At 74.0% G+C, this 20,781-nt stretch carries 17 protein-coding genes and 2 pseudogenes; 10 read left to right on the top strand and 9 right to left on the bottom strand.

Going from position 1 to position 20,781, the window contains the following annotated elements:
* Nucleotides 1–167: 167 nt before the first annotated feature.
* Complete coding sequence (typA, locus tag ACFYNO_RS20675) at nt 168–2,072, bottom strand: translational GTPase TypA (RefSeq protein ID WP_388014030.1); 1,905 nt, start codon at nt 2,070–2,072, stop codon at nt 168–170.
* A gap of 148 nt (nt 2,073–2,220) precedes the next feature.
* Nucleotides 2,221–3,789, bottom strand: a complete 1,569-nt coding sequence (locus ACFYNO_RS20670) for an ABC transporter family substrate-binding protein (protein ID WP_388014027.1) — start codon at nt 3,787–3,789, stop codon at nt 2,221–2,223.
* Between the two features lie 123 nt (nt 3,790–3,912).
* On the opposite strand from ACFYNO_RS20670, the gene ACFYNO_RS20665 reads away from it, so the two are divergent.
* From ACFYNO_RS20665 to ACFYNO_RS20655, 3 genes are read left to right on the top strand one after another with little or no spacing between them, the layout of a single operon-like run.
* Entirely contained in the window at nt 3,913–4,698 is a 786-nt protein-coding gene (locus tag ACFYNO_RS20665; RefSeq protein WP_388014024.1) for a hypothetical protein, read from the top strand.
* Between the two features lie 15 nt (nt 4,699–4,713).
* Nucleotides 4,714–6,594, top strand: coding sequence for a fumarate reductase/succinate dehydrogenase flavoprotein subunit (locus ACFYNO_RS20660; protein ID WP_388014021.1), 1,881 nt, complete (start codon nt 4,714–4,716; stop codon nt 6,592–6,594).
* On the top strand, nt 6,581–7,336 hold the full coding sequence (locus ACFYNO_RS20655) for a succinate dehydrogenase/fumarate reductase iron-sulfur subunit (RefSeq protein WP_388014018.1): 756 nt from the start codon (nt 6,581–6,583) through the stop codon (nt 7,334–7,336). Before ACFYNO_RS20660 ends, ACFYNO_RS20655 begins: the two co-directional genes overlap by 14 nt.
* 24 nt (nt 7,337–7,360) lie before the next feature.
* On the opposite strand, the gene ACFYNO_RS20650 is transcribed toward ACFYNO_RS20655, so the two are convergent.
* From ACFYNO_RS20650 to ACFYNO_RS20635, 4 genes are all read right to left on the bottom strand, one after another.
* Complete coding sequence (locus tag ACFYNO_RS20650) at nt 7,361–9,961, bottom strand: SpoIIE family protein phosphatase (RefSeq protein ID WP_388014060.1); 2,601 nt, start codon at nt 9,959–9,961, stop codon at nt 7,361–7,363.
* A 248-nt stretch (nt 9,962–10,209) separates the two neighbouring features.
* Entirely contained in the window at nt 10,210–12,894 is a 2,685-nt protein-coding gene (locus tag ACFYNO_RS20645) for a SpoIIE family protein phosphatase (protein WP_388014015.1), read from the bottom strand.
* A gap of 138 nt (nt 12,895–13,032) precedes the next feature.
* Nucleotides 13,033–13,428, bottom strand: a complete 396-nt coding sequence (locus ACFYNO_RS20640) for a (deoxy)nucleoside triphosphate pyrophosphohydrolase (protein ID WP_388014012.1) — start codon at nt 13,426–13,428, stop codon at nt 13,033–13,035.
* 647 nt (nt 13,429–14,075) lie between these two features.
* Nucleotides 14,076–14,897, bottom strand: coding sequence for a methyltransferase domain-containing protein (locus ACFYNO_RS20635; protein WP_388014009.1), 822 nt, complete (start codon nt 14,895–14,897; stop codon nt 14,076–14,078).
* A gap of 86 nt (nt 14,898–14,983) precedes the next feature.
* On the opposite strand from ACFYNO_RS20635, the gene ACFYNO_RS20630 reads away from it, so the two are divergent.
* The 5 genes from ACFYNO_RS20630 to ACFYNO_RS20610 are packed head-to-tail and all read left to right on the top strand — an operon-like array spanning nt 14,984 to nt 17,831.
* The gene (locus ACFYNO_RS20630) at nt 14,984–15,583 is read left to right on the top strand and encodes a pyridoxamine 5'-phosphate oxidase family protein (RefSeq protein ID WP_388014006.1); all 600 of its coding nucleotides are present in this window, start codon (nt 14,984–14,986) and stop codon (nt 15,581–15,583) included.
* Between the two features lie 5 nt (nt 15,584–15,588).
* Entirely contained in the window at nt 15,589–16,269 is a 681-nt protein-coding gene (locus ACFYNO_RS20625; RefSeq protein WP_388014003.1) for a RibD family protein, read from the top strand.
* On the top strand, nt 16,266–16,727 hold the full coding sequence (locus ACFYNO_RS20620; RefSeq protein WP_388014000.1) for a deaminase: 462 nt from the start codon (nt 16,266–16,268) through the stop codon (nt 16,725–16,727). Before ACFYNO_RS20625 ends, ACFYNO_RS20620 begins: the two co-directional genes overlap by 4 nt.
* A 55-nt stretch (nt 16,728–16,782) precedes the next feature.
* Nucleotides 16,783–17,436 carry an HAD-IA family hydrolase gene (locus ACFYNO_RS20615; RefSeq protein ID WP_388013997.1) on the top strand — a complete coding sequence of 218 codons (654 nt, stop codon included), beginning with the start codon at nt 16,783–16,785 and terminating at the stop codon, nt 17,434–17,436.
* A gap of 26 nt (nt 17,437–17,462) precedes the next feature.
* A complete protein-coding gene (locus ACFYNO_RS20610; RefSeq protein ID WP_388013994.1) occupies nt 17,463–17,831 on the top strand; it encodes a DUF488 domain-containing protein in 369 nt (122 codons plus the stop codon).
* Here ACFYNO_RS20610 and ACFYNO_RS20605 read toward each other — a convergent pair.
* Entirely contained in the window at nt 17,821–18,306 is a 486-nt protein-coding gene (locus ACFYNO_RS20605; RefSeq protein ID WP_388013992.1) for a carboxymuconolactone decarboxylase family protein, read from the bottom strand. The genes ACFYNO_RS20610 and ACFYNO_RS20605 overlap by 11 nt on opposite strands.
* A 47-nt stretch (nt 18,307–18,353) precedes the next feature.
* On the opposite strand from ACFYNO_RS20605, the gene ACFYNO_RS20600 reads away from it, so the two are divergent.
* A complete protein-coding gene (locus ACFYNO_RS20600) occupies nt 18,354–19,769 on the top strand; it encodes a PLP-dependent aminotransferase family protein (RefSeq protein WP_388013989.1) in 1,416 nt (471 codons plus the stop codon).
* A 10-nt stretch (nt 19,770–19,779) separates the two neighbouring features.
* Nucleotides 19,780–20,361 carry a Uma2 family endonuclease gene (locus ACFYNO_RS20595; protein WP_388013986.1) on the top strand — a complete coding sequence of 194 codons (582 nt, stop codon included), beginning with the start codon at nt 19,780–19,782 and terminating at the stop codon, nt 20,359–20,361.
* 47 nt (nt 20,362–20,408) lie between these two features.
* On the opposite strand, the pseudogene ACFYNO_RS20590 reads toward ACFYNO_RS20595, so the two are convergent.
* Both ACFYNO_RS20590 and ACFYNO_RS20585 read right to left on the bottom strand, forming a co-directional pair.
* Nucleotides 20,409–20,662, bottom strand: a pseudogene (locus ACFYNO_RS20590) (Txe/YoeB family addiction module toxin).
* Nucleotides 20,663–20,683: 21 nt separating this feature from the next.
* Nucleotides 20,684–20,752, bottom strand: a pseudogene (locus tag ACFYNO_RS20585) (type II toxin-antitoxin system prevent-host-death family antitoxin); the annotation flags it as partial.
* Between the last annotated feature and the right edge of the window lie 29 nt (nt 20,753–20,781).

Below are 20,781 nucleotides of genomic sequence, written 5' to 3'. Positions count from 1 at the left end.
CCCCCCCCCCCCCCCCCCCCCCCCCCCCCCCCCCCCCCCCCCCCCCCCCCCACCCACCCCCCCCCCCCCCCCCCCCCCCCCCCCCCCCACCCCCCAACCCCCCCCCCCCCCCCCCCCGGCCCCCGGGGGGGCCCCCCCCCCCCACGGCCTGGTCAGCGGGCCTGCGGTCAGGCCTTCTTGGCCCGGGACGCGGTGCGGCCGCGGTCCTTCTGGTCCAGCACCACCTTGCGGATGCGCACCGTCTCCGGGGTGACCTCGATGCACTCGTCCTCGCGGCAGAACTCCAGCGACTGCTCCAGCGAGAGCTTGCGCGGCGGCACGATGGACTCCGCGACATCGGCGTTGGAGGAGCGCATGTTGGTGAGCTTCTTCTCCTTCGTGATGTTGACGTCCATGTCGTCCGAGCGGGAGTTCTCGCCGACGATCATGCCCTCGTAGACCTCGGTGCCCGGGTCGCAGAAGAGCACGCCGCGCTCCTGCAGGTTGGTCATCGCGAAGGCGGTCACCACACCGGCCCGGTCGGCCACCAGCGAGCCGTTGTTACGGGTGGTCAGGGTGCCGAACCACGGCTCGTAGCCCTCGTGGATCGAGTGCGCGATGCCGGTGCCGCGGGTGTTGGTGAGGAACTCGGTGCGGAACCCGATCAGGCCGCGGGAGGGCACCACGAACTCCATCCGGACCCAGCCCGAGCCGTGGTTGGACATGTTGTCCATCCGGCCCTTGCGGATGCCCATCAGCTGGGTGACGGCGCCCATGTGCTCCTCGGGCACGTCCACGGTCAGCCGCTCGACCGGCTCGTGGGTCTTGCCGTTGACCTCGCGGGTGACCACCTGCGGCTTGCCGACGGTCAGCTCGAAGCCCTCGCGGCGCATGGTCTCGATCAGGATGGCCAGCGCCAGCTCACCGCGGCCCTGCACCTCCCAGGCGTCCGGGCGCTCGGTGTCCAGGACGCGGAGCGAGACGTTGCCGATCAGCTCGCGGTCCAGCCGGTCCTTCACCTGGCGGGCCGTCACCTTGCGGTCGACCTTGGCGCCGGTCTTGGCGTCCGCGCCCTTGCCGGAGCCGCCCTTGCCGACCAGCGGCGAGGTGTTGGTACCGATGGTCATCGAGATGGCGGGCTCGTCCACCGTGATCAGCGGCAGCGCGACCGGGTTCTCCGGGTCGGCCAGGGTCTCGCCGATCATGATCTCGCCGATGCCGGCGACGGCGCAGATGTCGCCCGGACCGGCCTGCTCGGCGGGCTTGCGGGTGAGCGCCTCGGTCATCAGCAGCTCGGAGATCCGGACGCTCTGGATCGAGCCGTCGCGCTTGATCCAGGCGACCGTCTGGCCCTTCTTGAGGTAGCCCTGCTCGACCCGGAGCAGCGCGATGCGGCCGAGGAAGTTGTCGGCGTCCAGGTTGGTGACGTGCGCCTGCAGCGGGGCGTCCTGCTCGAAGACCGGGGCCGGCACGTGCTCCAGGATGGTGGAGAAGAACGGCTCCAGGTTCTCGCTGTCGCCGGGCACGGTGCCGTTCTCCGGCTTGGTCAGCGAGGCGACGCCGTCACGGGCGCAGGCGTAGACGATCGGGAACTCGATCTGGTCCTCGTCGGCGTCCAGGTCCAGGAAGAGGTCGTAGGTCTCGTTGATGACCTCGTCGATCCGGGCGTCCGGGCGGTCCGTCTTGTTGATGCAGAGGATGACCGGGAGCTTGGCGGTGAGCGCCTTGCGGAGCACGAACCGGGTCTGCGGCAGCGGGCCCTCGGAGGCGTCCACCAGCAGCACCACCGCGTCCACCATGGACAGGCCGCGCTCGACCTCGCCGCCGAAGTCGGCGTGGCCCGGGGTGTCGATGATGTTGATGGTGATCGGGTCGCCGCCGCCCTTGGGGTGGTACTTGACCGCGGTGTTCTTCGCGAGAATGGTGATGCCCTTCTCGCGCTCGAGGTCGTTGGAGTCCATCATGCGGTCGTCGAGCTGCTGGTGAGCCGCGAAGGCCCCGGCCTGCTTGAGCATCGCGTCGACCAGGGTCGTCTTGCCGTGGTCGACGTGGGCGACGATGGCGACGTTGCGGATGTCATTGCGCGTGGGCATGCGGAGCGAACTCTCCCGGAATCGTGGGTTGTGGCGCCCCGGTGCATTCCCTGACCGGTCCACCTGCCGGGCGGCACATGCCACGGCTTGTCCTATGGTACGTGGCCACGGGGTCCGGCTGCTCAGCGGAGCGGGCCGGTCGGGCGGCTCAGCTCAGGAAACCGAGGTCCTGGTAGCGCGGCCAGCCGAAGCCGTAGGCCCCGGCGCCGGCCACTCCGGTGCGCACGGCGACCAGTTCGGGGCGCTGGTAGAGCGGTACCGAGTGGCCCTCCTCCCAGATCCGCTGGTCGGCCTGGAGCAGCAGCGCGGTCCGCCGGGACTGGTCCGGCTCGGCGGCGGCCCGGTCGAACAGGGCGTCGATCTCGTCGGTGCCGGTGCCGCCGTAGTTGAGGCCGGACACCGGGCGGCCGTCCGCTCCGGGCCGCGGCTTGGCGTAGAGCGGGCGCTCGTCCACCGCGGGGAAGGCGGTGGCCGGCCAGGAGAAGAGCGCCAGGTCCCAGTCGCCGGCCGCCAGGTGGTCGGCCACGAAGCCGGCCGCGGGCAGCGCCTGCGGGTGCACGGTGACGCCCTGCCCGGCCAGCTGGGCGACCAGCGCGTCGGCGGTGCGCCGGGCCGCGGCCGAACCGTCCGGGTAGATCAGCGAGAGGTCCAGCTTCAGCTGCTTGGCGGTGGCGCCGAGGGCCGGGCTGTCGTCCCGGTAGCCCGGCTGACCGGCCATCAGCAGGTGGTTGCCGAGCGGTGCGGCGGGCAGGCCGAGCGGGGCGAGCGCGGCGGCGGCCAGCTTGCGGCGGTCCACCGCGGCGGCCACCGCCCGGCGCACCGCGGGCTCGGCCAGCGGGCCGCGGGCGCCGTTCAGGGTGAGCTGGGTGAAGGCCGGGGCGGCGGCCCGGTGCAGGGTGATGCCGGGCAGGCTCTCGGCCCGGCGCAGCAGCTGGGCCGCGCTCTGCACGGCGTCGGCGGACTTGGCGGCCGGCGGGTGGTCCAGGGTGCCCTCCAGGGCGGCCACGTCCACCTGGTTCCGGTCCAGCGCGGCCAGCCGGTCGGGAGTGGCCAGGAAGTCGATCTCGTCGACCTTCGGTGCGTCGCCCCACCACCGGGGGTTGCGCGCCAGCACCGCCCGGCCGGCCTTGGCGTCCAGCGACTCCAGGGCGAAGGGGCCCGCCGAGCGCGGCAGCCCCCGGGCCGGGTAGAGCGGGCTGAACAGGCCCTGCCAGTCCTGGTAGGGCTGCCGGAAGACCACCTTCACCTGGTGCGGGTCGGCGCCCGGGGCGATCGACTCGATCGCCCCGTAGCCCGGGTGGCTGCCGCGCAGCGCCGTCCACTGGGCGGTGAAGTCGGCGGCCGCCAGCGGGGTGCCGTCGCTCCAGACCGCCTTGGGGTTGAGCCGGTAGACCACGGTCCGGTCGGCCGCCTTGGCGCCGGCCAGGTAGTCCGGGTCGGCCACCGGTCGTCCCCGGTCGTCCAGCCGGTAGAGGCTGGGCAGCAGGGCGTGCGCGATCAGCGCGGTGTCGGGCGGGGCGGTGGCCGCGTAGACGTCCAGGTCGGCCGGCACCTCGTCGACGGCCCAGCGCAGCGTGCCGCCCTGGCGCACCGCCGCCCGGTCCGCCGGGGTCAGGTCGGCGGCGGCCTGCTGCCGGTCCGCCGCGGGGGCCGGGCCGCCGTCGGAGCAGCCGGTCAGCGCGCAGAGCAGCAGCGCGGCGGCGAGCAGTCGCTTCATGACGTCCACTCAACTCCACGGATCAGCGGAAGAGCTGACGGCACGACAAACCGACACCCCGTTGGCCGAACCGGCGGCGCCCGCCCTCTTCCGCTGACCTGTGATCAAGGTCACACTCGCAGAATGGCCATAGCGACCAAGCGCGCCGTGATCCGAGAACGAACCCTGCGCACCGACCGCTGGTGGATCCCGCAGCTCACCACCGCGGTCGGCCTGCTCCTCTTCATCGGCTACTCGACCTGGCGGGCCTTCGAGGGGGCGCACTACTACGCCGCCCCCTACGTCTCGCCGTTCTACTCGCCCTGCCTGGCCGCGGACTGCGTGCCGATGAAGGGCGGTGCCGACTGGGCGGTGGTCGGCGACTGGTGGCGGCTCTCCCCCGCGCTGCTGGTGCTGGTCTTCCCGCTCGGGTTCCGGCTCACCTGCTACTACTACCGCAAGGCCTACTACCGCGCGTTCTGGGCCTCGCCGCCGGCCTGCGCGGTGGCCGAGCCGCACACCCGCTACACCGGCGAGACCCGGTTCCCGCTGGTGCTGCAGAACCTGCACCGGTACTTCTTCTACCTGGCGATCCCGGTGGCGGGCATCCTCAGCTACGACGCGGTGCTGGGCTTCCGGGACGCCGACGGGCGCTGGGGCCACGTGGGCCTGGGCACCCTGGTGCTGCTCGCCAACGTGCTGCTGATCTGGGCCTACACGCTCTCCTGCCACTCCTGCCGGCACATCGTCGGCGGGCGGCTCAAGCACTTCTCCAAGCACCCGGTGCGCTACCGCGCCTGGCAGTTCGTCGGCCGGCTGAACGAGCGGCACATGCTGCTCGCCTGGTGCTCGCTGGCCTCGGTCGGGCTGGCCGACCTCTACGTCTACCTGGTCGCGTCGGGCGCCTTCGCCGACCCGCGGCTGTTCTGAGAAGGGGCGGTGCGGATGGACGAGTACGACGTCGTGGTGGTGGGCGCCGGCGGCGCCGGGCTGCGGGCCGCGATCGAGGCCCGGGAGCGCGGCGCCCGGGTCGCGGTGATCTGCAAGTCGCTCTTCGGCAAGGCGCACACCGTGATGGCGGAGGGCGGCATCGCGGCCTCGATGGGCAACGCCAACGGCTCGGACAACTGGCAGGTGCACTTCCGCGACACCCTGCGCGGCGGCAAGTTCCTCAACCACCCGCGGATGGCCGAGCTGCACGCCAAGGAGGCGCCGGACCGGGTCTGGGAGCTGGAGACCTGGGGCGCGCTCTTCGACCGCACGGCCGACGGGCGGATCTCGCAGCGCAACTTCGGCGGCCACGAGTACCCGCGGCTGGCGCACGTGGGTGACCGGACCGGACTGGAACTGATCAGGACCCTGCAGCAGAAAGTCGTCTCGCTGCAGCAGGCCGACCACCGGGAGACCGGCGACTACGAATCCGGCTTACGAATATTCCAGGAATACACGGTGACCCGCATATTGAAGGAGGGTGGCCGGGTTTCCGGGGTGTTCGGGTACGTCCGGGAGAGCGGCGAGTTCTTCTCCCTCGCGGCGCCCGCCGTGGTACTGGCCACCGGCGGCATCGGCAAGAGCTTCAAGGTGACCTCCAACTCCTGGGAGTACACCGGCGACGGCCACGCGCTGGCGCTGCTCGCCGGGGCCCGGCTGCTGAACATGGAGTTCGTCCAGTTCCACCCGACCGGCATGGTCTGGCCGCCCTCGGTGAAGGGGATCCTGGTCACCGAATCGGTCCGCGGCGACGGCGGGGTGCTGCGCAACAGCGAGGGCAGGCGGTTCATGTTCGACTACGTGCCGGACGTCTTCCGCCCGCAGTACGCCGAGACCGAGGCGGAGGCCGACGGCTGGTACCGGGACCCGGCCGGGAACCGCCGCCCGCCCGAGCTGCTGCCCCGGGACGAGGTGGCCCGGGCGATCAACGCCGAGGTCAAGGCCGGCCGCGGCACCCCGCACGGCGGGGTCTACCTGGACGTCTCCAGCCGGCTGCCCGCCGAGGAGATCGTCCGCCGGCTGCCCTCGATGCACCACCAGTTCCGCGAGCTCGCCGACGTGGACATCACCAGGGAGCCGATGGAGGTCGGCCCGACCTGCCACTACGTGATGGGCGGGGTGGAGGTGGACCCGGACACCGCGGCCAGCCCGGCCGTGCCGGGGCTCTACGCGGCCGGCGAGGTGGCCGGCGGGATGCACGGGGCCAACCGGCTGGGCGGCAACTCGCTCTCCGACCTGCTGGTCTTCGGCCGCCGGGCCGGGCTGCACGCCGCCGCCTACGCGGCCGGGCTGGTCGAGCGGCCCGCCGTCGCCGAGGAGCAGCTGACCGCCGCCCGGGCCGAGGCGCTGGCCCCGTTCGGCGGCGCCGACGGGGGCCGGAACACCGAGCACCCGTACGCGCTCCACCAGGAGCTGCAGCAGACCATGAACGACCTGGTCGGCATCATCCGGCGGTCCGGCGAGATGAAGCAGGCGCTGGAGCGGCTGGGCGCGCTGCGCGAGCGGGCCGAACGGGTCGGGGTGGAGGGCCACCGGCAGTTCAACCCCGGCTGGCACCTGGCCCTGGACCTGCGCAACATGCTGCTGGTCTCGGAGTGCGTGGCCCGGGCCGCGCTGCTGCGGCGGGAGAGCCGCGGCGGGCACACCCGGGAGGACTGGCCGGCCATGGACCGCGACTGGCGGCGTTCCAACCTGGTCTGCGGCCTGGTCGGGGAGGACGTGGAGGTGGTCCGACAGCCGCTGCCGGCCCTGCGGCCCGAGCTGCTGGCGCTCTTCGAGCGGACCGAACTGGCGAAGTACTTCACCCCGGAGGAGCTGGCCGATGAGCACGCGTGAGTTCCGGATCTGGCGCGGAGAGGCGGGCGAGGGCGGCTTCGCCAGCTACCGGGTGGAGGTCAACGAGGGCGAGGTGGTGCTCGACCTGGTGCACCGGCTGCAGGCCACCCAGGCGCCCGACCTCGCGGTGCGCTGGAACTGCAAGGCCGGCAAGTGCGGCTCCTGCAGCGCGGAGGTGAACGGGCGGCCGCGGCTGCTCTGCATGACCCGGATGTCGGCGCTGCCGCCGGACGGCCCGGTGGTGCTCACCCCGCTGCGGGCCTTCCCCTCGATCCGCGACCTGGTCACCGACGTGGGCTTCAACTACGCCAAGGCGCGCGAGGTGCCGTCCTTCGTGCCGCCGCCCGGGCTGGCCCCGGGCGAGTACCGGATGGCCCAGCAGGACGTGGAGCGCTCGCAGGAGTTCCGCAAGTGCATCGAGTGCTTCCTCTGCCAGGACACCTGCCACGCGCTGCGCGACCACGACGAGAACAAGCCCGCCTTCGCCGGCCCGCGGTTCCTGATGCGGCTGGCCGAGCTGGACATGCACCCGCTGGACGCCGCGCCGGACCGCAAGCGGGCCGCCCAGGAGGAGCACGGCCTCGGCTACTGCAACATCACCAAGTGCTGCACCGAGGTCTGCCCCGAGCACATCAGGATCACCGACAACGCGCTGATCCCGCTCAAGGAGCGGGTCGCCGACCGCAAGTACGACCCGCTGGTCTGGCTGGGGTCGAGGATCGGCCGGCGACCGAAGGACTGACCGGCCGTCAGCGGCCCGGTTCTCTCACAGGTTGAGCTCGAACCAGACGATCTTCCCGTGCGGGGTGCGGCGGCTGCCCCAGCGTTCGGCCAGCAGGCTGACCAGCTGGAGGCCGCGGCCGCCCTCGTCGGTCTCCTGGGCGCGGCGCTGGCGGGGCTGGGCGTAGCCGTCGTCCCAGACCTCGCAGACCATCGCGGTGTCCTTCAGCAGCCGCAGCCGGATCTCGCCCCGGCCGTGCCGCAGCGCGTTCGTCACCAGCTCGCTGACCAGCAGCTCGGTGGTGTCGACCAGCTCCTCCATGCCCCGCACCAGCAGCCAGCCGCAGGCCAGCTCGCGGGCCTTGGCGACCGAGGTGGGCTCCGGCGGCAGCTTCCAGTCGCCGACCGCGTCCTCCGGGAAGGCCCGGACCCGGGCCATCAGCAGCGCGATGTCGTCCTCGCCGTGGTGCGGGTCCAGCTCGCTGAGCACCTGGTCGCAGAGCGTCTCCAGGACCGGGCCGCCGTTCTGCAGGGCCAGCCGGAAGGCCAGCAGGCCCTCGTCCAGCTGATGCTTGCGGGACTCCACCAGGCCGTCGGTGTAGAGGCCGAGCAGGGCGCCGTCCGGCAGGTCGAAGGTGACCTCCTCGAACGGCTCGCCGCCCACGCCCAGCGGCAGTCCGGGCGGCACGTCCAGCATCCGGGCCGGCTCGCCGGGGCTGAGCAGCACCGGGGGCAGGTGGCCGGCGTTGGCGAAGGTACATCGGCGGGTGACCGCGTCGAAGACCGCGTAGATGCAGGTGGCCAGGTAGACCTCGACGGCCTCCTCGTCCACCGGCCGCTCCGGGCGCCCGTAGCCCGGCAGCGGGCCGGGCCCGGGGTCGCCGAGGCCGCGGGCGATGTCGTCCAGCGCGCCCAGCACCTCGGCCGGCTCCACGTCGAGCATCGCCAGGGTCCGCACGGCGGTGCGCAGCTGGCCCATCGCCACCGCGGCGCGCAGGCCGCGGCCCATCACGTCGCCGATCACCAGGGCGGTGCGGTTGCCGGGCAGCGGGATGACGTCGAACCAGTCGCCGCCGACCTCGGTGTTGTTGCTGCTCGGGCGGTAGCGGCAGGCGATCTCCAGGCCGCTGGCCTCCGGGTTGCCCGGGGGCAGCAGGCTGCGCTGCAGGATCAGCGCCCGCTCGTGCTCGCGACGGTAGAGCCGGGCGTTGTCCACGCAGACCGCGGCCCGGGCGGCGATCTCCTCGGCGATCGCCACGTCCCGGGCGTCGAACGGCTCGCTGCCGATCGCCCGGGAGAGCTGGACCAGGCCGAGCACCACGTTCCGGGCCACCAGCGGGACCACCAGGGTGGAGCGCAGCAGCGGGTCCGGGCCGGGGTCGGGGATCGCCGAGCGGCCGGTGCGCAGCGCCCGGGCGTGCGGCGAGCGCGGCGGGTAGCAGAGCATGCCACCGGCCTCGGCGGCGGCCAGCCGGGAGCCGTAGCCCAGCTCGCCGTAGGCGGCGGTGTCGGTGCCGAGCACGGCGGCGGCGTCGCCGACCACGCTGGAGACGGCGACCCGGCGCAGCTCGCCGCTGCCGTCGTAGGGGGCGCCGCCGACCGTGCCGGACAGCGCCGGGCCGCTCTCGCCGGAGAGCAGTGCCGAGTAGAGGTCCACCGTGGCCAGGTCGCAGAACTGCGGGACCACCACGTCCAGCAGCTCCTTGGCGGTGGTCTCCAGGTCCAGGGTGGAGCCGATGTGCGCGCTGGCCTCGTTGACCAGGGCCAGGTTGCGCCGCACCCCGGCGGCCTCGCGCTCGGCGACCAGCCGGCTGGTCACGTCGTTGACCTGGCCGGCCACGCCGATCGGGCGCTCGCCGGGGCCGGTCAGCCGGTAGAGCGAGATCGCCCAGCGGCGCTCGCCGCCGCGCGAGGGCAGGCCGCCGCTGAACCGCAGGTCCACCACCGGGTCGCCGCTGGCCAGCACCTGCCGCAGCGCGGCCTGCAGCCGGTCGGCCTCGGCCGGTACGAAGAGGTCGTGCGCGGTCCGGCCGGCCAGCCGGTCGGCGGGCAGGCCGACGGCCTCGGCGAAGGCCCGGTTGACCCGCTGCAGCCGCAGCTCGGGGTCGAAGAGGAAGAAGCCGCTCGGAGTCTGGCCGAAAACCGCCGCCGAAGCGGCCAGATCGGTCTCGATCCGGCGCAGCTTGCCGAGGTCCACGGCGAGGCAGAGGGCGCCGCCGGCCCCCGCGCCCCGGCCGCCGGCGGCCGGCATCAGGTAGATCTCGGCCAGGCTCTCGCCGCCGTCCGGGTCCCGGTAGGACGTGGTGCCGATCCACTCCTCGCCGGCCAGCGTGCGCTCCAGCCGGGCCCGGCCGCACTGCCAGTGCTCGCGGGGCACCAGGGCGGTGACCGGGTCGGTGCCCAGCGCCTCGGCGGCGGGCAGCGCGAAGAACTCGGCGGCCCGCTCGCTCCACTGGCTGATCAGGCCGTCGGGGCCGACCGCGAAGGTGGCGACCCGGATGTACTCGTAGATCGAGCCGGGGTCGATGTCACCCCAGCGCGCCTGTTGCACCGGACTGGGAGGAGGCGGTGTCGGGACGGGTGCGCCCGGCTGTCCGGGCACCGCGGCATGGCCGCTGCTGCCAGTCAGCGCTTCCCGCGCCGGCATGCTGTTCAAGGACCGACCCCTCCAACCCGCGACCATCCGGATGTCGAGAGAACCGAGTATTCATCATCCGGGGGCGGCCGCACACGCCCCCGACGTCACAACATCAAATCGGGCGAAGGTTTTTGTCCGGGGTCCCGCGCCACCAGCCTGCCACACCCGCGCCCCCGGTCCGCTTCCGTGCGCCCGGTCCTCCATTGTCATGGACAAGGGGGCAGTATTCGAAAATTTGATCGAACAATCCGCTCGGTTCATTCCCGGTCCGCTTCCTTCCCCGGCAATTCCTGCTCGAACCAGACAACTTTGCCCATTCCCTCGGCCCGGGCGCCCCAGCGCAGTGCCAGCCGCCGGACCAGCTCCAGGCCCCGGCCGCCCTCGTCGCCCTCGGCCGCGTGCCGCTCCCGGGGCGGATCCGGCAGCGGGTCGGAGATCTCCACCAGCAGCACCCCGGCCAGCGTCAGCCGGACCCCGATCGGCGCGCTGGCGTACCGCACCGCGTTGGTCACCAGCTCGCTGACCAACAGTTCGACGGTGTCGGTCAGCTCGGCGACCGACCAGTCCCGCAGCGCGCCGCGGACCAGCCGGCGGGCCCGGGAGACCGCGGTGGGCTCGGCGGGCAGCGTCCAGCCGACCGTCCGGGCGCCCTCCTCGCCGCGGCCCAGCCGGGCCAGCAGCAGCGCCACGTCGTCCGGCTCGCGGCCCTGCTCCATGGTGTCCAGCACCGCCTCGCAGGCGTGCTGGATGGACGGGTAGGGCTTCTCCAGCACCGACTGCAGCCGGCCCAGGCCCACGTCCAGGTCCTTGTCCCGGGACTCCACCAGGCCGTCGGTGCAGAGCGCCAGCACGCTGCCCTCCGGGACCGCCAGCTCCATTGATTCGAAGGCCACCCCGCCGACCCCCAGCGGCGCCCCCGAGGGCAGCTCCAGCACCTGCCCGCGGCCGCCCGGCAGCGGGCCGCCGGAGCGGGCCGGGCCGGGCCGCTCCGGGCTCACCAGCACCGGCGGGATGTGGCCCGCCTTGGCCATCGTCAGCCGGGCCGTGGCGGGGTCGTAGACGGCGTAGATGCAGGTCGCCAGCAGCGCCTCGTCCGGGCCCTGGGCCAGGTCGTCGGCCAGCTCGTGGACGTGCCGCAGCAGCACGTCCGGCGGCAGGTCCAGGGCGGCCAGCACCCGCACCGCGGTGCGCAGCCGGCCCATGGTGGCGGCCGCCCGCAGGCCGTGGCCCATCACGTCGCCGACCACCAGCGCGGTCCGGTCGCCGGGCAGCGGGATGACGTCGAACCAGTCGCCGCCCACCTCGGTGCCGCTGCTGCCCGGCACGTACCGGTAGGCCACCTCCACCCCGGTCGGCTGCGGCACCTGCTGCGGCAGCAGGGTGCGCTGCAGGGTGAGCGCGGCGGTCCGCTCCCGGACGTAGAGCCGGGCGTTGTCCAGCGAGCTGCCGGCCCGGTCCGCCAGCTCCACCGAGAAGGCCAGGTCGTCCCGGTCGAAGCCCTCCCGGCGGCCGGCCCGGCTGAGCACCAGCAGGCCGATCACGATGCCCCGGGCGCGCAGCGGCACCACCAGCACCGAGTGGGTGCCGAGCGCCAGCGCGGCCCGCATCTTGGGGTCGCCCGGATAGGTGGCCTCCTCCAGCTCCTCGGCGCCGGAGAGCAGTTCGGGCACGCCGGTGCGCAGCACCCGGCCGAAGCAGGAGTCCTCGGCGAAGGTGACCCGGGCGCCCCGGCGGAGCATCACCTCCACCTCCGGGCCGTCCCGGTCGGCCGCCACCCCGAGCTGCAGCAGCGAGGTGCGGCGGTCGTGGCCGTGCTTGGGCAGGTCGTCGCCGTGCGCCACCGCCTGCAGCAGGATCGAGGCGGCGAAGTCGGCCAGCCGGGGCACCGCCGCGCCGGCCAGCTCCTGGGCGATCCGGCCGGCGTCCAAGAGGTCGCCGATCCGGGAGCCGAACTCGTTGAGCAGCGCCAGCCGGCGGCGGGCGTGCTCCACCTTGGCCACCGCCCGGTAGCGCTCGGTCACGTCCATCACGGTGCCGGAGATGCCCAGCACCCGGCCGGCCCGGTCGGTCAGCCGGCTGTAGGAGATCGAGCGGTAGCCGCCGGAGCGGGCGGTCAGCGGGGAGGCCAGGGTCACGTCGATCACCGGCTCACCGGTGGCCAGCACCTGGCGCTGGATCACGGTGACCTCGTCGGCGGCCCGGTCCGGCAGGGTCTCGCCGGTGGTCCGGCCCACGTGCTCGGCGACCGGCACGCCGTTCATCTCCGCCAGCGTCTGGTTGACGGCGGTGTAGCGCAGCTCGGTGTCCAGCACCGCGATGCCGAGGGCGGACTGCTCGAAGAGCGCGTCGCGCACCGCCAGGTCGCGCTCCACCGCCTGCACCCGGCCCGACTCGGCGAGCGCGACCAGCAGGAACGGGGTGCCGTCGCCGTCCACCAGCAGCGAGATCCGGGCGTCCACCCGGACCAGCGGGCCGTCCCGGTGGTGCAGCGCCGTCAGGCCCTTCCAGCTGCCGGTGCGCAGTGCCCGGGTGAAGGCCTCCCGGGTCCGCGCGACCAGGTCCTGGTCCTGCATCAGCTCCTCGATCCGGCGGCCCACCAGCACCTCGCTGGGCCAGCCCAGCAGCTCCTCGGCGGCCGGGCTCCAGAGCACCACCCGGCCCGCGGTGTCCAGCATCGCGATGGCCACCGTGACCATGTCGAAGAGGCTGCCCTGGGTGTGCTCGCCGATCAGCTCGCCGACCGCGGGGGCGCCGCGCGGGAAGGGCTCGGCGGGGCCGCCGCGCAGCGAGGCCGGCACGGGGTCGGCCCGCTGCTCGGACCGGACCGGGCGGCGCTCCCCGTCCTCGGCAGGGCCGCGACCGCGCAGCCGGGCCCGGGCGGCGGCGCCGCCCGTCCGGCCGCGACCGGCCCGTGACCGACCGCCGCTCCCCGTGCTGGTCACCGACCGGGCCTCCAAGCGTGCTGCCTCACCAAACGTCACGGTTCACCTCGAACTGTGACATACCCTGGCGAAAACCGTACTACCCGACGGCACTCGGGTGACCCGGGGATGAACGAGGAGGACGGGGCGGACGGGGCGTCAGCAGGCGGTGAGCAGCCGGGCCACCTCGGGGAGGACTTCGCGGTCGTGCTCCAGCCAGTCGACCGCCGACAGCTCGTCAGGCCCGAGCCAGCGCAGCTCCGAGTGGTCCTCCAGCGGCTCCGGCTCGCCCTCCAGCAGCTCGGCCGACCAGATCCGCAGCACCAGGCCGGCCCGGATCGGCCACTCCCCCGGCAGCCGGCCGATCGCCCGGGCCCGGACGCCCAACTCCTCGAACAGCTCGCGCTCCAGCGCCTGCTGCTGCGTCTCGCCGGGCTCGGTCTTGCCGCCCGGGAACTCCCACCGCCCGGCCACGGCGGCCGGGGCACTGCGCCTCGCGGCGAGCACCCGACCCTGGTGGATGAGGGCACCGCCGACCACGATCCGATTCTCCATGCCGCAGCAGCCTAGGGGGTGGTGGAGGGCGGCGGGTGGACCAGCGCGGTCCGGGGGGTTAAGACATATGAGAATGCGCGGGCCCGGAGAGGGGCGCTCCGTACGGGCCCGGCTCGGTGGGGGTCGAGTCGGGCCCGCACGGGTCGGCCGGCCCTGTGGAGCCTAGGGACGGCCCGCTAACGGGACGTACGGACGAGGTTTCGGCGCCGTCACGGACCCGGTCGGTCCGGTGAACGGCATGTAAGGGGAGTCCGCGGCTGCTGCCGCCGACCCGCTTGACCCGTACCCGGCCGACCGCCGATCGCGGCCTGCCGTGTGGCGCACCTGCCCCCGTAGTCCCCCGTCCGACGTTCGCGCGGCGGCCCCGCGACGGGCGGACCTGATCGGGCCAGGGCATCGCGGTTCGCCCGGTTGACACCGGGTCGAGCGCCTTACGTACGACTATCGCAAGGGTGTACCGGCAAGCGTCCCGGCGCAAGGTCCCAGCCGGGTCGACCGCGAACGGCGTGTGCCGGGCAGGCCTTCGACCGGTTCGGCGGCACTTCCCCGGAGCTTCCTGATAGTTCGTCAGATCGCTTGCGGAATACCGTTGTTACTCGACGGCGCGGCTCGGACACGGCCGGTGTCCGAGCCGCGCCGGGCGCCCGTCAGCCGCGGGCCAGCAGTTCCCCGTGCAGCACCGCGAACCAGCCGTCCGGCTCCACCGACCAGCGCCGCCAGGCGTCCGCGATGGCGGCCAGTCCGGCCTCGTCGGCCAGGCCCTCCGCCAGCGCCGTGCGGGCCAGCCCGGAGCCGGTGGTGCGGTCGGCCCAGGACTCGCCCCACCACAGGCGCTCGCCCGGGCTCGCGTAGGTCCAGGTGGCGCTGCTCGCGGTCAGCTCGGTGAAGCCGGCCGCCCGGGCCCAGGCCAGCAGCCGCCGCCCGGCGTTCGGCTCCCCGCCGTTGATCCGGGTGGACTGCTGGTAGATCTCCATCCAGCGCTCCAGCTCGGGCAGTTCGGGATACCAGGCCATCGCCCGGTAGTCCGCGTCGCGGACCGCCAGCACCCCGCCGGGGGCCAGCACCCGGCGCATCTCGCGCAGCGCGGCCACCGGGTCGCCCAGGTGCTGCAGCACCTGGTGGGCGTGCACCACGTCGAACTCGCCGTCCGGGTAGGGCAGCTGGAAGACGTCGGCGACCTCGAAGGCGATGTTCCCGATCCCCCGGGCGGCCGCGCACCGGGCCGCCTCGGCCAGCACCTCGGCGGAGGTGTCGATCGCGGCCACCCGCCCCTCGGGGCCGACCAGTTCGGCCAGGTCGGCGGTGATCGTGCCCGGTCCGCAGCCGACGTCGAGCAGCCGCTGCCCGGCCCGCAGCTCGGGCAGCAGGTAGGCCGCCGAGTTGGCCGCGGTCCGGCTGCGGTGGGAGCGCAGCACGCCGTCGGTGTGGCCGTGGGTGTAGACGGCCGACGGGTTCTGAGGATTCGTCATCGAATTCGCCATGCTCCGACCCTAGCCACCGTCTCACCCATCAAGAAACTCTTTCTCGCCAGATGAGACGGTGGTATGCTGACGACATGGGAAAGACCTATGAACGGATAGACGGCCGGCTGCGCTCGTTCATCGAGTCCCAGCCGGTCTTCTTCACCGCGACCGCCCCGCTGGCCGGCGACGGCCACATCAACCTGTCCCCCAAGGGCCGGTCCGGCACCCTGGTGGTGCTGGACGAACTGACCCTGGCCTACCTCGACTTCGGCGGCAGCCACGCCGAGACCATCGCCCATCTGCGGGAGAACGGGCGGATCACGCTGATGTGGTGCGCCTTCACCGGCCCGCCCACCGTGGTGCGGGTGCACGGCCGCGGCGAGGCGGTGTTCCGCGACGACCCGCGGTTCGCCGGGCTGCTCGACCGCTTCGACCCCTCGGCGGACGGCGGCGGGCTGCGCGCGATCGTGCTGGTCCGGGCCGAGCGGGTCAGCGACTCCTGCGGCTTCGCGGTGCCGTTCATGGACTACCGCGAGGAGCGCACGCTGCACTCCGAGTACTTCGGCCGCAAGAGCGAGCCGGAGTTCGCCGAGTACTGCGCCCGGAAGGAGTACGTCGGCAGCAGCGTGGACGGCCTGCCCGGGCTCCCGCTGCCGCTGCCGCCGCGGCCGGAGGGGCAGACCCTAGGCTGAGCGCTGTGATCCAGCGCCCGCACGTGACCCTCAGCGCCGCCATGTCCATCGACGGCTACCTGGACGACGCCTCCCCGGAGCGCCTGCTGCTCTCCAACCCGGCCGACTTCGACCGGGTGGACCAGCTGCGCGCCGACTCCGACGCCGTCCTGGTCGGCTCCACCACGCTGCGCCGCGACAACCCGCGGCTGCTGGTGAACGACCCCGGCCGGCGGGCCGACCGGCAGGCCGCCGGCCGGCCCGCCTACCCGCTCAAGGTGACCCTGAGCGCCGGCGGCGACCTCGATCCCGCGTTGAAGTTCTGGCACACCGGCGGCGACCGGCTGGTCTACAGCACCGACCACGGCGCCGCCCGGCTGCGCCCGGCGCTGGACGGGCTGGCCGAGGTGGTCGCGCTCGGGCCCGCCGTGCACCTCGGCGCCCTGCTCGACGACCTCGGGCGGCGCGGGGTGCGGCGGCTGATGGTGGAGGGCGGCAGCTCGGTGCACACCCAGTTCCTCGCCGAGGGCCTGGCCGACGAGCTGCAGCTGGCGGTCGCCCCGCTGCTGGTCGGGCAGGCCGCGGCGCCGCGGTTCGTCAACCCCGCCGACTTCCCCGGCGGGAGCACCCGGCGCCTGCGGCTGCTGGAAGCACGTACCGTCGGGGATGTCGTCCTGCTCCGGTACGCCCCCAAGGAGACCGCATGACCCCCGACGCCGCCGACCGCGCCTTCATGCGGCGCGCGATCGAGCTGTCCCGGCAGTGCCCGCCCGCCGCGCACGCCTTCTCGGTCGGCGCGGTGGTGGTCGGCGCCGACGGCACGGTGCTGAGCGAGGGCTTCAGCCGGGAGGGCGGCGACCCGGTGGTGCACGCCGAGGAGGCCGCACTGGCCAAGCTGCCGGCCGGCGACCCGCGGCTGCGCACCGCCACCGTCTACAGCACCCTGGAGCCGTGCAGCCGGCGCGCCTCCCGGCCGCACCCGTGCGCCGAGCTGCTGCTGGCCGCCGGGGTGGCCCGGGTGGTGGTGGCCTGGCGGGAGCCGGACCTGTTCGTCACCGCCTGCGAGGGCGTCGACCTGCTGCGGGCGGGCGGGGTCGACGTGGCCGAGCTGCCGGAGCTGGCCGGGGAGGCCCGTGAGGTGAACCGGCACCTTTTTGTATCCTAGAGATACATAATCGCCAGCACCCCTCACCGCCCCTCACCGCTTCGGGAGTCGCCGCATGACCGCCAACCAGCTCTCCGTCCGCGCCCTGCTGTTGGACATGGACGGGACTCTGGTCAACTCCGATGCCGTGGTGGAGCGCTGCTGGCGCCGCTGGGCCGCCGCCCAGGGGCTGGACGGCGACCACGTGATGAGCGTGGTGCACGGCCGCCAGGGCCACCTCTCGATGGCGATACTGCTGCCCGAGCGGCCGTTGGAGCAGAACCTCGCGGAGAACCGGGCGATGCTCGCCGAGGAGACCGCCGACACCGAGGGCATCGTCCCGGTCCCCGGCGCCGCCGCCTTCCTGGCCGCGATCGAGGGGCTGCCGCACGCCCTGGTCACCTCCGCCGACTCGGCGCTCTCCCGGGTCCGGATGGCCGCCGCCGGCCTGCGCTACCCGGAATCGGCCGTCACCGCCGAGCTGGTGGGCGCCAGCAAGCCCGACCCGGAGGGCTTCCTGAAGGCGGCCGCCGCCCTGGGCGTCGACCCGGCCGACTGCCTGGTCTTCGAGGACTCCGAGGCGGGCATCCAGGCCGGACTGGCCGCGGGCATGCGGGTGGTGGGCGTCGGCCCCCGCGCCGCGGCCCACCACCCCACCGTGCACGTGCCCGACCTGACCGCCGTCCGGGTCACCCCCGGGGCCGCCGGCGCGGTGCTGGTCGGCTTCTGAGCCCCCGTCGGGCCAGACTGAGGTCCATGGCCCACCCCGAGATCCGCCTGCGCCGCGTCTACGACCCGCCCGGGTCCGGGGACGGCTACCGGGTGCTGGCCGACCGGCTCTGGCCGCGCGGCATGGCCAGGGAGCGGGCGGAACTCGACGAGTGGGCCAAGGACCTGGCTCCCTCGAACGAACTCCGGCACTGGCTGCACGAGGCCCCCGACACCCGGGAGTCCGAGTTCGCCCGCCGCTACCGCGCCGAGCTGGACACCGAGGGGGCCCGCGAGCACCTGGCGGCGCTGCGCGGCCACCCGGTGCTCACCCTGCTCACCGCCAACAAGGACCCGCGGGCCCGGCACACCGCCGTGCTCGCCGAACTGCTCGGCGAGCCGCCGGCTACTCGTTGACGGGCCAGGCCTGGCTCGCCACGCTGACCCGGTTCCAGGCGTTGATCGTGGTGATCAGCCAGACCAGCTCGGCCAGCTCGGTCTCCTCGAACCGCTCGGCCGCGGCCGCCCAGACCTCCTCCGTCACCGGGCCCTCGGAGAGCCGGGTCACCGCCTCGGTGAGCGCCAGGGCGGCCCGCTCCCGGGCGGTGAACAGGCCGGTCTCCCGCCAGACCGGCAGCAGCAGGAGCCGCCGCTGGTCCTCGCCGCCGGCCAGCGCGTCCGCGCTGTGGGTGTCCACGCAGTAGGCGCAGCCGTTGATCTGCGAGGCCCGGGCCCGGACCAGCTCCTTCAGCCCGGCCTCCAGGTCGCTGCCCGCCGTCGCCTTGTCCAGCGCGGACATCGCCCGCATCGCCGCCGGGGCCAGCTTGTCGGCCGCCACCCGGACGGTGAGCTGGGGCTTGTCGGTGTTCTTCAGGTTCTCGTTCGTCGTCATGGCTATGACCCTACGAGCCCAGTGGACCGACGATAAGGTCCATTCCCATGACGAATGATTGGACCACTTTCGGAGTGGACCTCCACCTCGACCTGTCCGCCGGGAAGGCCGCCGGCGAGGGCGCCCGGGCCGCGCTGGAGCGCTCGCTTCGCGAGGCGGTCCGGTCCGGGCGGCTGGCCACCGGCACCCCGCTGCCCGCCACCCGGGCGCTGGCCGGCGAGCTGGGCCTCTCCCGGGGGACCGTCACCGCCGCTTACGAGCAGCTGGCCGCCGAGGGCTACCTGATCGCCCGGCACGGCTCCGGCACCCGGGTCGCCGACGTGGCCCGGCCGGAACGGCGGGCGGGCCGCGGCGAACCCGCCCGCCCCCGGCACGACCTGCGGCCCGGCACCCCCGACGTGGGCTCCTTCCCGGTCGCCGCCTGGCTGCGCGCCGCCCGCCGGGCGCTCGCCGACGCCCCGCCCGCGGCCTTCGGCTACGGCGACCCGCGCGGCCGCCCGGAGCTGCGCGCCGCGCTCGCCGACTACCTCGGCCGGGTCCGCGGGGCGGACGCGGCACCCGGCCGGATCCTGATCGCCTCCGGCTACGTCCAGGCGCTCGGCCTGCTGGCCCGGGTGCTGCCGCCGGGCGCCTTCGCGATGGAGGACCCGGGGCTGCCCTTCCACCGCGAGGCGGTCCGGCACGCGGGCCGCGAGATCGTCCCGCTGCCGGTGGACGCCTCGGGCGCCGACCCGTCCGCGCTGCCCACCACGGGCATCGCCGCCGCCGTGCTCACGCCCGCCCACCAGTACCCCACCGGCGTCACCCTGCACGCCGAACGCCGCCGCGCGCTGGTCGCCTGGGCCCGCGCGGCCGGCGCGGTGCTGCTCGAGGACGACTACGACGGCGAGTTCCGCTACGACCGCCAGCCCGTCGGCGCGCTCCAGGGCACCGCCCCCGACCAGGTGGTCTACGCCGGCACGGCCGCCAAGACCCTCGCCCCCGCCGTCCGGCTGGCCTGGCTGGTCCTGCCGAGCCGGCTGGTCGAGCCGATGATCCGGGCCAAGCGGTACGCCGACTTCCAGACCGAGGCCCTGGGCCAGCTCACCCTCGCCGAACTGCTCACCTCGCACGCCTACGACCGCCACGTCCGGACCAGCCGCGCCCGCTACCGCCGCCGCCGCGACCTGCTGCTCACGGCCCTCGCCGACCACCCCGTGGAGGGCATCGCGGCCGGCCAGCACGTGCTGCTCCCGCTGCCACCGGGCGCCCCGCCGGAGTCCGTCCTGCTGCAGCGCGCGGCCGCCCGCGGGCTGACCTTCGGCACCCTGACCGAGCACCGCCACCAGCCGGCGCCCGGCGATCCGCAGGGGCTGGTGCTCGGCTACGGCACCCCGCGGGACGCGGCGTTCCCGGGGGCGGTGGCGGCACTGCGGGAGCTGCTGGGGGCGGAACTGCCCCCGGTGCCACGCCTCGATCGCTAGGGTTGACCTCATGACCGCACTGCCCGACTGGATGCGCCCGCCCCGCATCGAAGGCTGGTTCGCGGAGGACCTGGACCGCCTCCCCGAGGCACCGCGCCACACCGAGCTCATCGACGGAGCCCTCGTCTTCATGATGTCGCCCCAGCGGTCCTGGCACGGCCGCCTCGTCACCGCCCTGACCACCGAACTCATGGCGCAGGTGCCCGCCGACCTGGAGGTCGAACGCGAGATGACGATCCGCCTCGACGCCCGCAACCGCCCCGAGCCGGACCTCCTGGTGACCACCGCCCCGTACGACGACGACCGCACCTGGTTCGCACCGGCCGACGTCCTGCTCGTCGTCGAGGTCGTCTCCCCGGAGTCGGCCCACCGCGACCGCACGGTGAAGCTGCGCAAGTACGCGGAGGCCGGCATCCCGCACTACTGGTGCATCGAGGACGAGGACGGGGCGCCCGCCGTCCACGTCTACGAGCTGGACCGCCCCACCGGCGCCTACGCCCCCGCCGGCATCTTCCGCGGCAGTCTGCGCCGCCCGGTGCCCTTCGACATCAGCCTCGACCTCGACAGCCTCACCCCGCGCCGGAACGGCTGAGGAGGGCCAGGAAGACCGCTATCCAGCCCCTGCGGCCACACCGGTCATCAGTAGTGGTAGCGGGCCGCCAGGATGATGATCTCCTGATCCGTGACCAGGTAGACGAGACGATGCTCGTCGTCGATCCTCCGCGACCAAGCCCCGGGCAGGTGGTACTTCAGCGGCTCGGGTTTGCCGATCCCGGTGAACGGGTCGTGGAGGACCTCCTCGAGGAGCTTGTTGATCCGAGCGAGCATCCTGCGATCGCTCTTGAGCCAGGACGTGTAGCCCCCCAGCCCTGCTCTTCGAAGACCAGCCTCACTCGGCACCCGGCCGGCATCAGACGCAGGGCGGCGTAGTCCTCGGCAGAGACGAGCACGGCATTTCCGTGCCTGGAGACGATCTCGATGGCGGGTTTGAAGCGGAACCTTCAGTGCGGGG

It is taken from the genome of Kitasatospora sp. NPDC006697 (genome assembly GCF_042869935.1).
Classification (GTDB): Bacteria; Actinomycetota; Actinomycetes; order Streptomycetales; family Streptomycetaceae; genus Kitasatospora.
The sequence above is the reverse complement of the archived record's forward strand: the minus strand, read 5'-3'. Positions and strand labels throughout refer to the sequence as shown.

Coding starts and splice junctions, on each gene's coding strand:
- typA (WP_388014030.1), bottom strand. CDS start 2,072: ATGCCCACGCGCAATGACATCCGCAACGTCGCCATCGTCGCCCACGTC.
- ACFYNO_RS20670 (WP_388014027.1), bottom strand. CDS start 3,789: ATGAAGCGACTGCTCGCCGCCGCGCTGCTGCTCTGCGCGCTGACCGGC.
- ACFYNO_RS20665 (WP_388014024.1), top strand. CDS start 3,913: ATGGCCATAGCGACCAAGCGCGCCGTGATCCGAGAACGAACCCTGCGC.
- ACFYNO_RS20660 (WP_388014021.1), top strand. CDS start 4,714: ATGGACGAGTACGACGTCGTGGTGGTGGGCGCCGGCGGCGCCGGGCTG.
- ACFYNO_RS20655 (WP_388014018.1), top strand. CDS start 6,581: ATGAGCACGCGTGAGTTCCGGATCTGGCGCGGAGAGGCGGGCGAGGGC.
- ACFYNO_RS20650 (WP_388014060.1), bottom strand. CDS start 9,961: ATGCCGGCGCGGGAAGCGCTGACTGGCAGCAGCGGCCATGCCGCGGTG.
- ACFYNO_RS20640 (WP_388014012.1), bottom strand. CDS start 13,428: ATGGAGAATCGGATCGTGGTCGGCGGTGCCCTCATCCACCAGGGTCGG.
- ACFYNO_RS20635 (WP_388014009.1), bottom strand. CDS start 14,897: ATGACGAATCCTCAGAACCCGTCGGCCGTCTACACCCACGGCCACACC.
- ACFYNO_RS20630 (WP_388014006.1), top strand. CDS start 14,984: ATGGGAAAGACCTATGAACGGATAGACGGCCGGCTGCGCTCGTTCATC.
- ACFYNO_RS20620 (WP_388014000.1), top strand. CDS start 16,266: ATGACCCCCGACGCCGCCGACCGCGCCTTCATGCGGCGCGCGATCGAG.
- ACFYNO_RS20615 (WP_388013997.1), top strand. CDS start 16,783: ATGACCGCCAACCAGCTCTCCGTCCGCGCCCTGCTGTTGGACATGGAC.
- ACFYNO_RS20610 (WP_388013994.1), top strand. CDS start 17,463: ATGGCCCACCCCGAGATCCGCCTGCGCCGCGTCTACGACCCGCCCGGG.
- ACFYNO_RS20605 (WP_388013992.1), bottom strand. CDS start 18,306: ATGACGACGAACGAGAACCTGAAGAACACCGACAAGCCCCAGCTCACC.
- ACFYNO_RS20600 (WP_388013989.1), top strand. CDS start 18,354: ATGACGAATGATTGGACCACTTTCGGAGTGGACCTCCACCTCGACCTG.
- ACFYNO_RS20595 (WP_388013986.1), top strand. CDS start 19,780: ATGACCGCACTGCCCGACTGGATGCGCCCGCCCCGCATCGAAGGCTGG.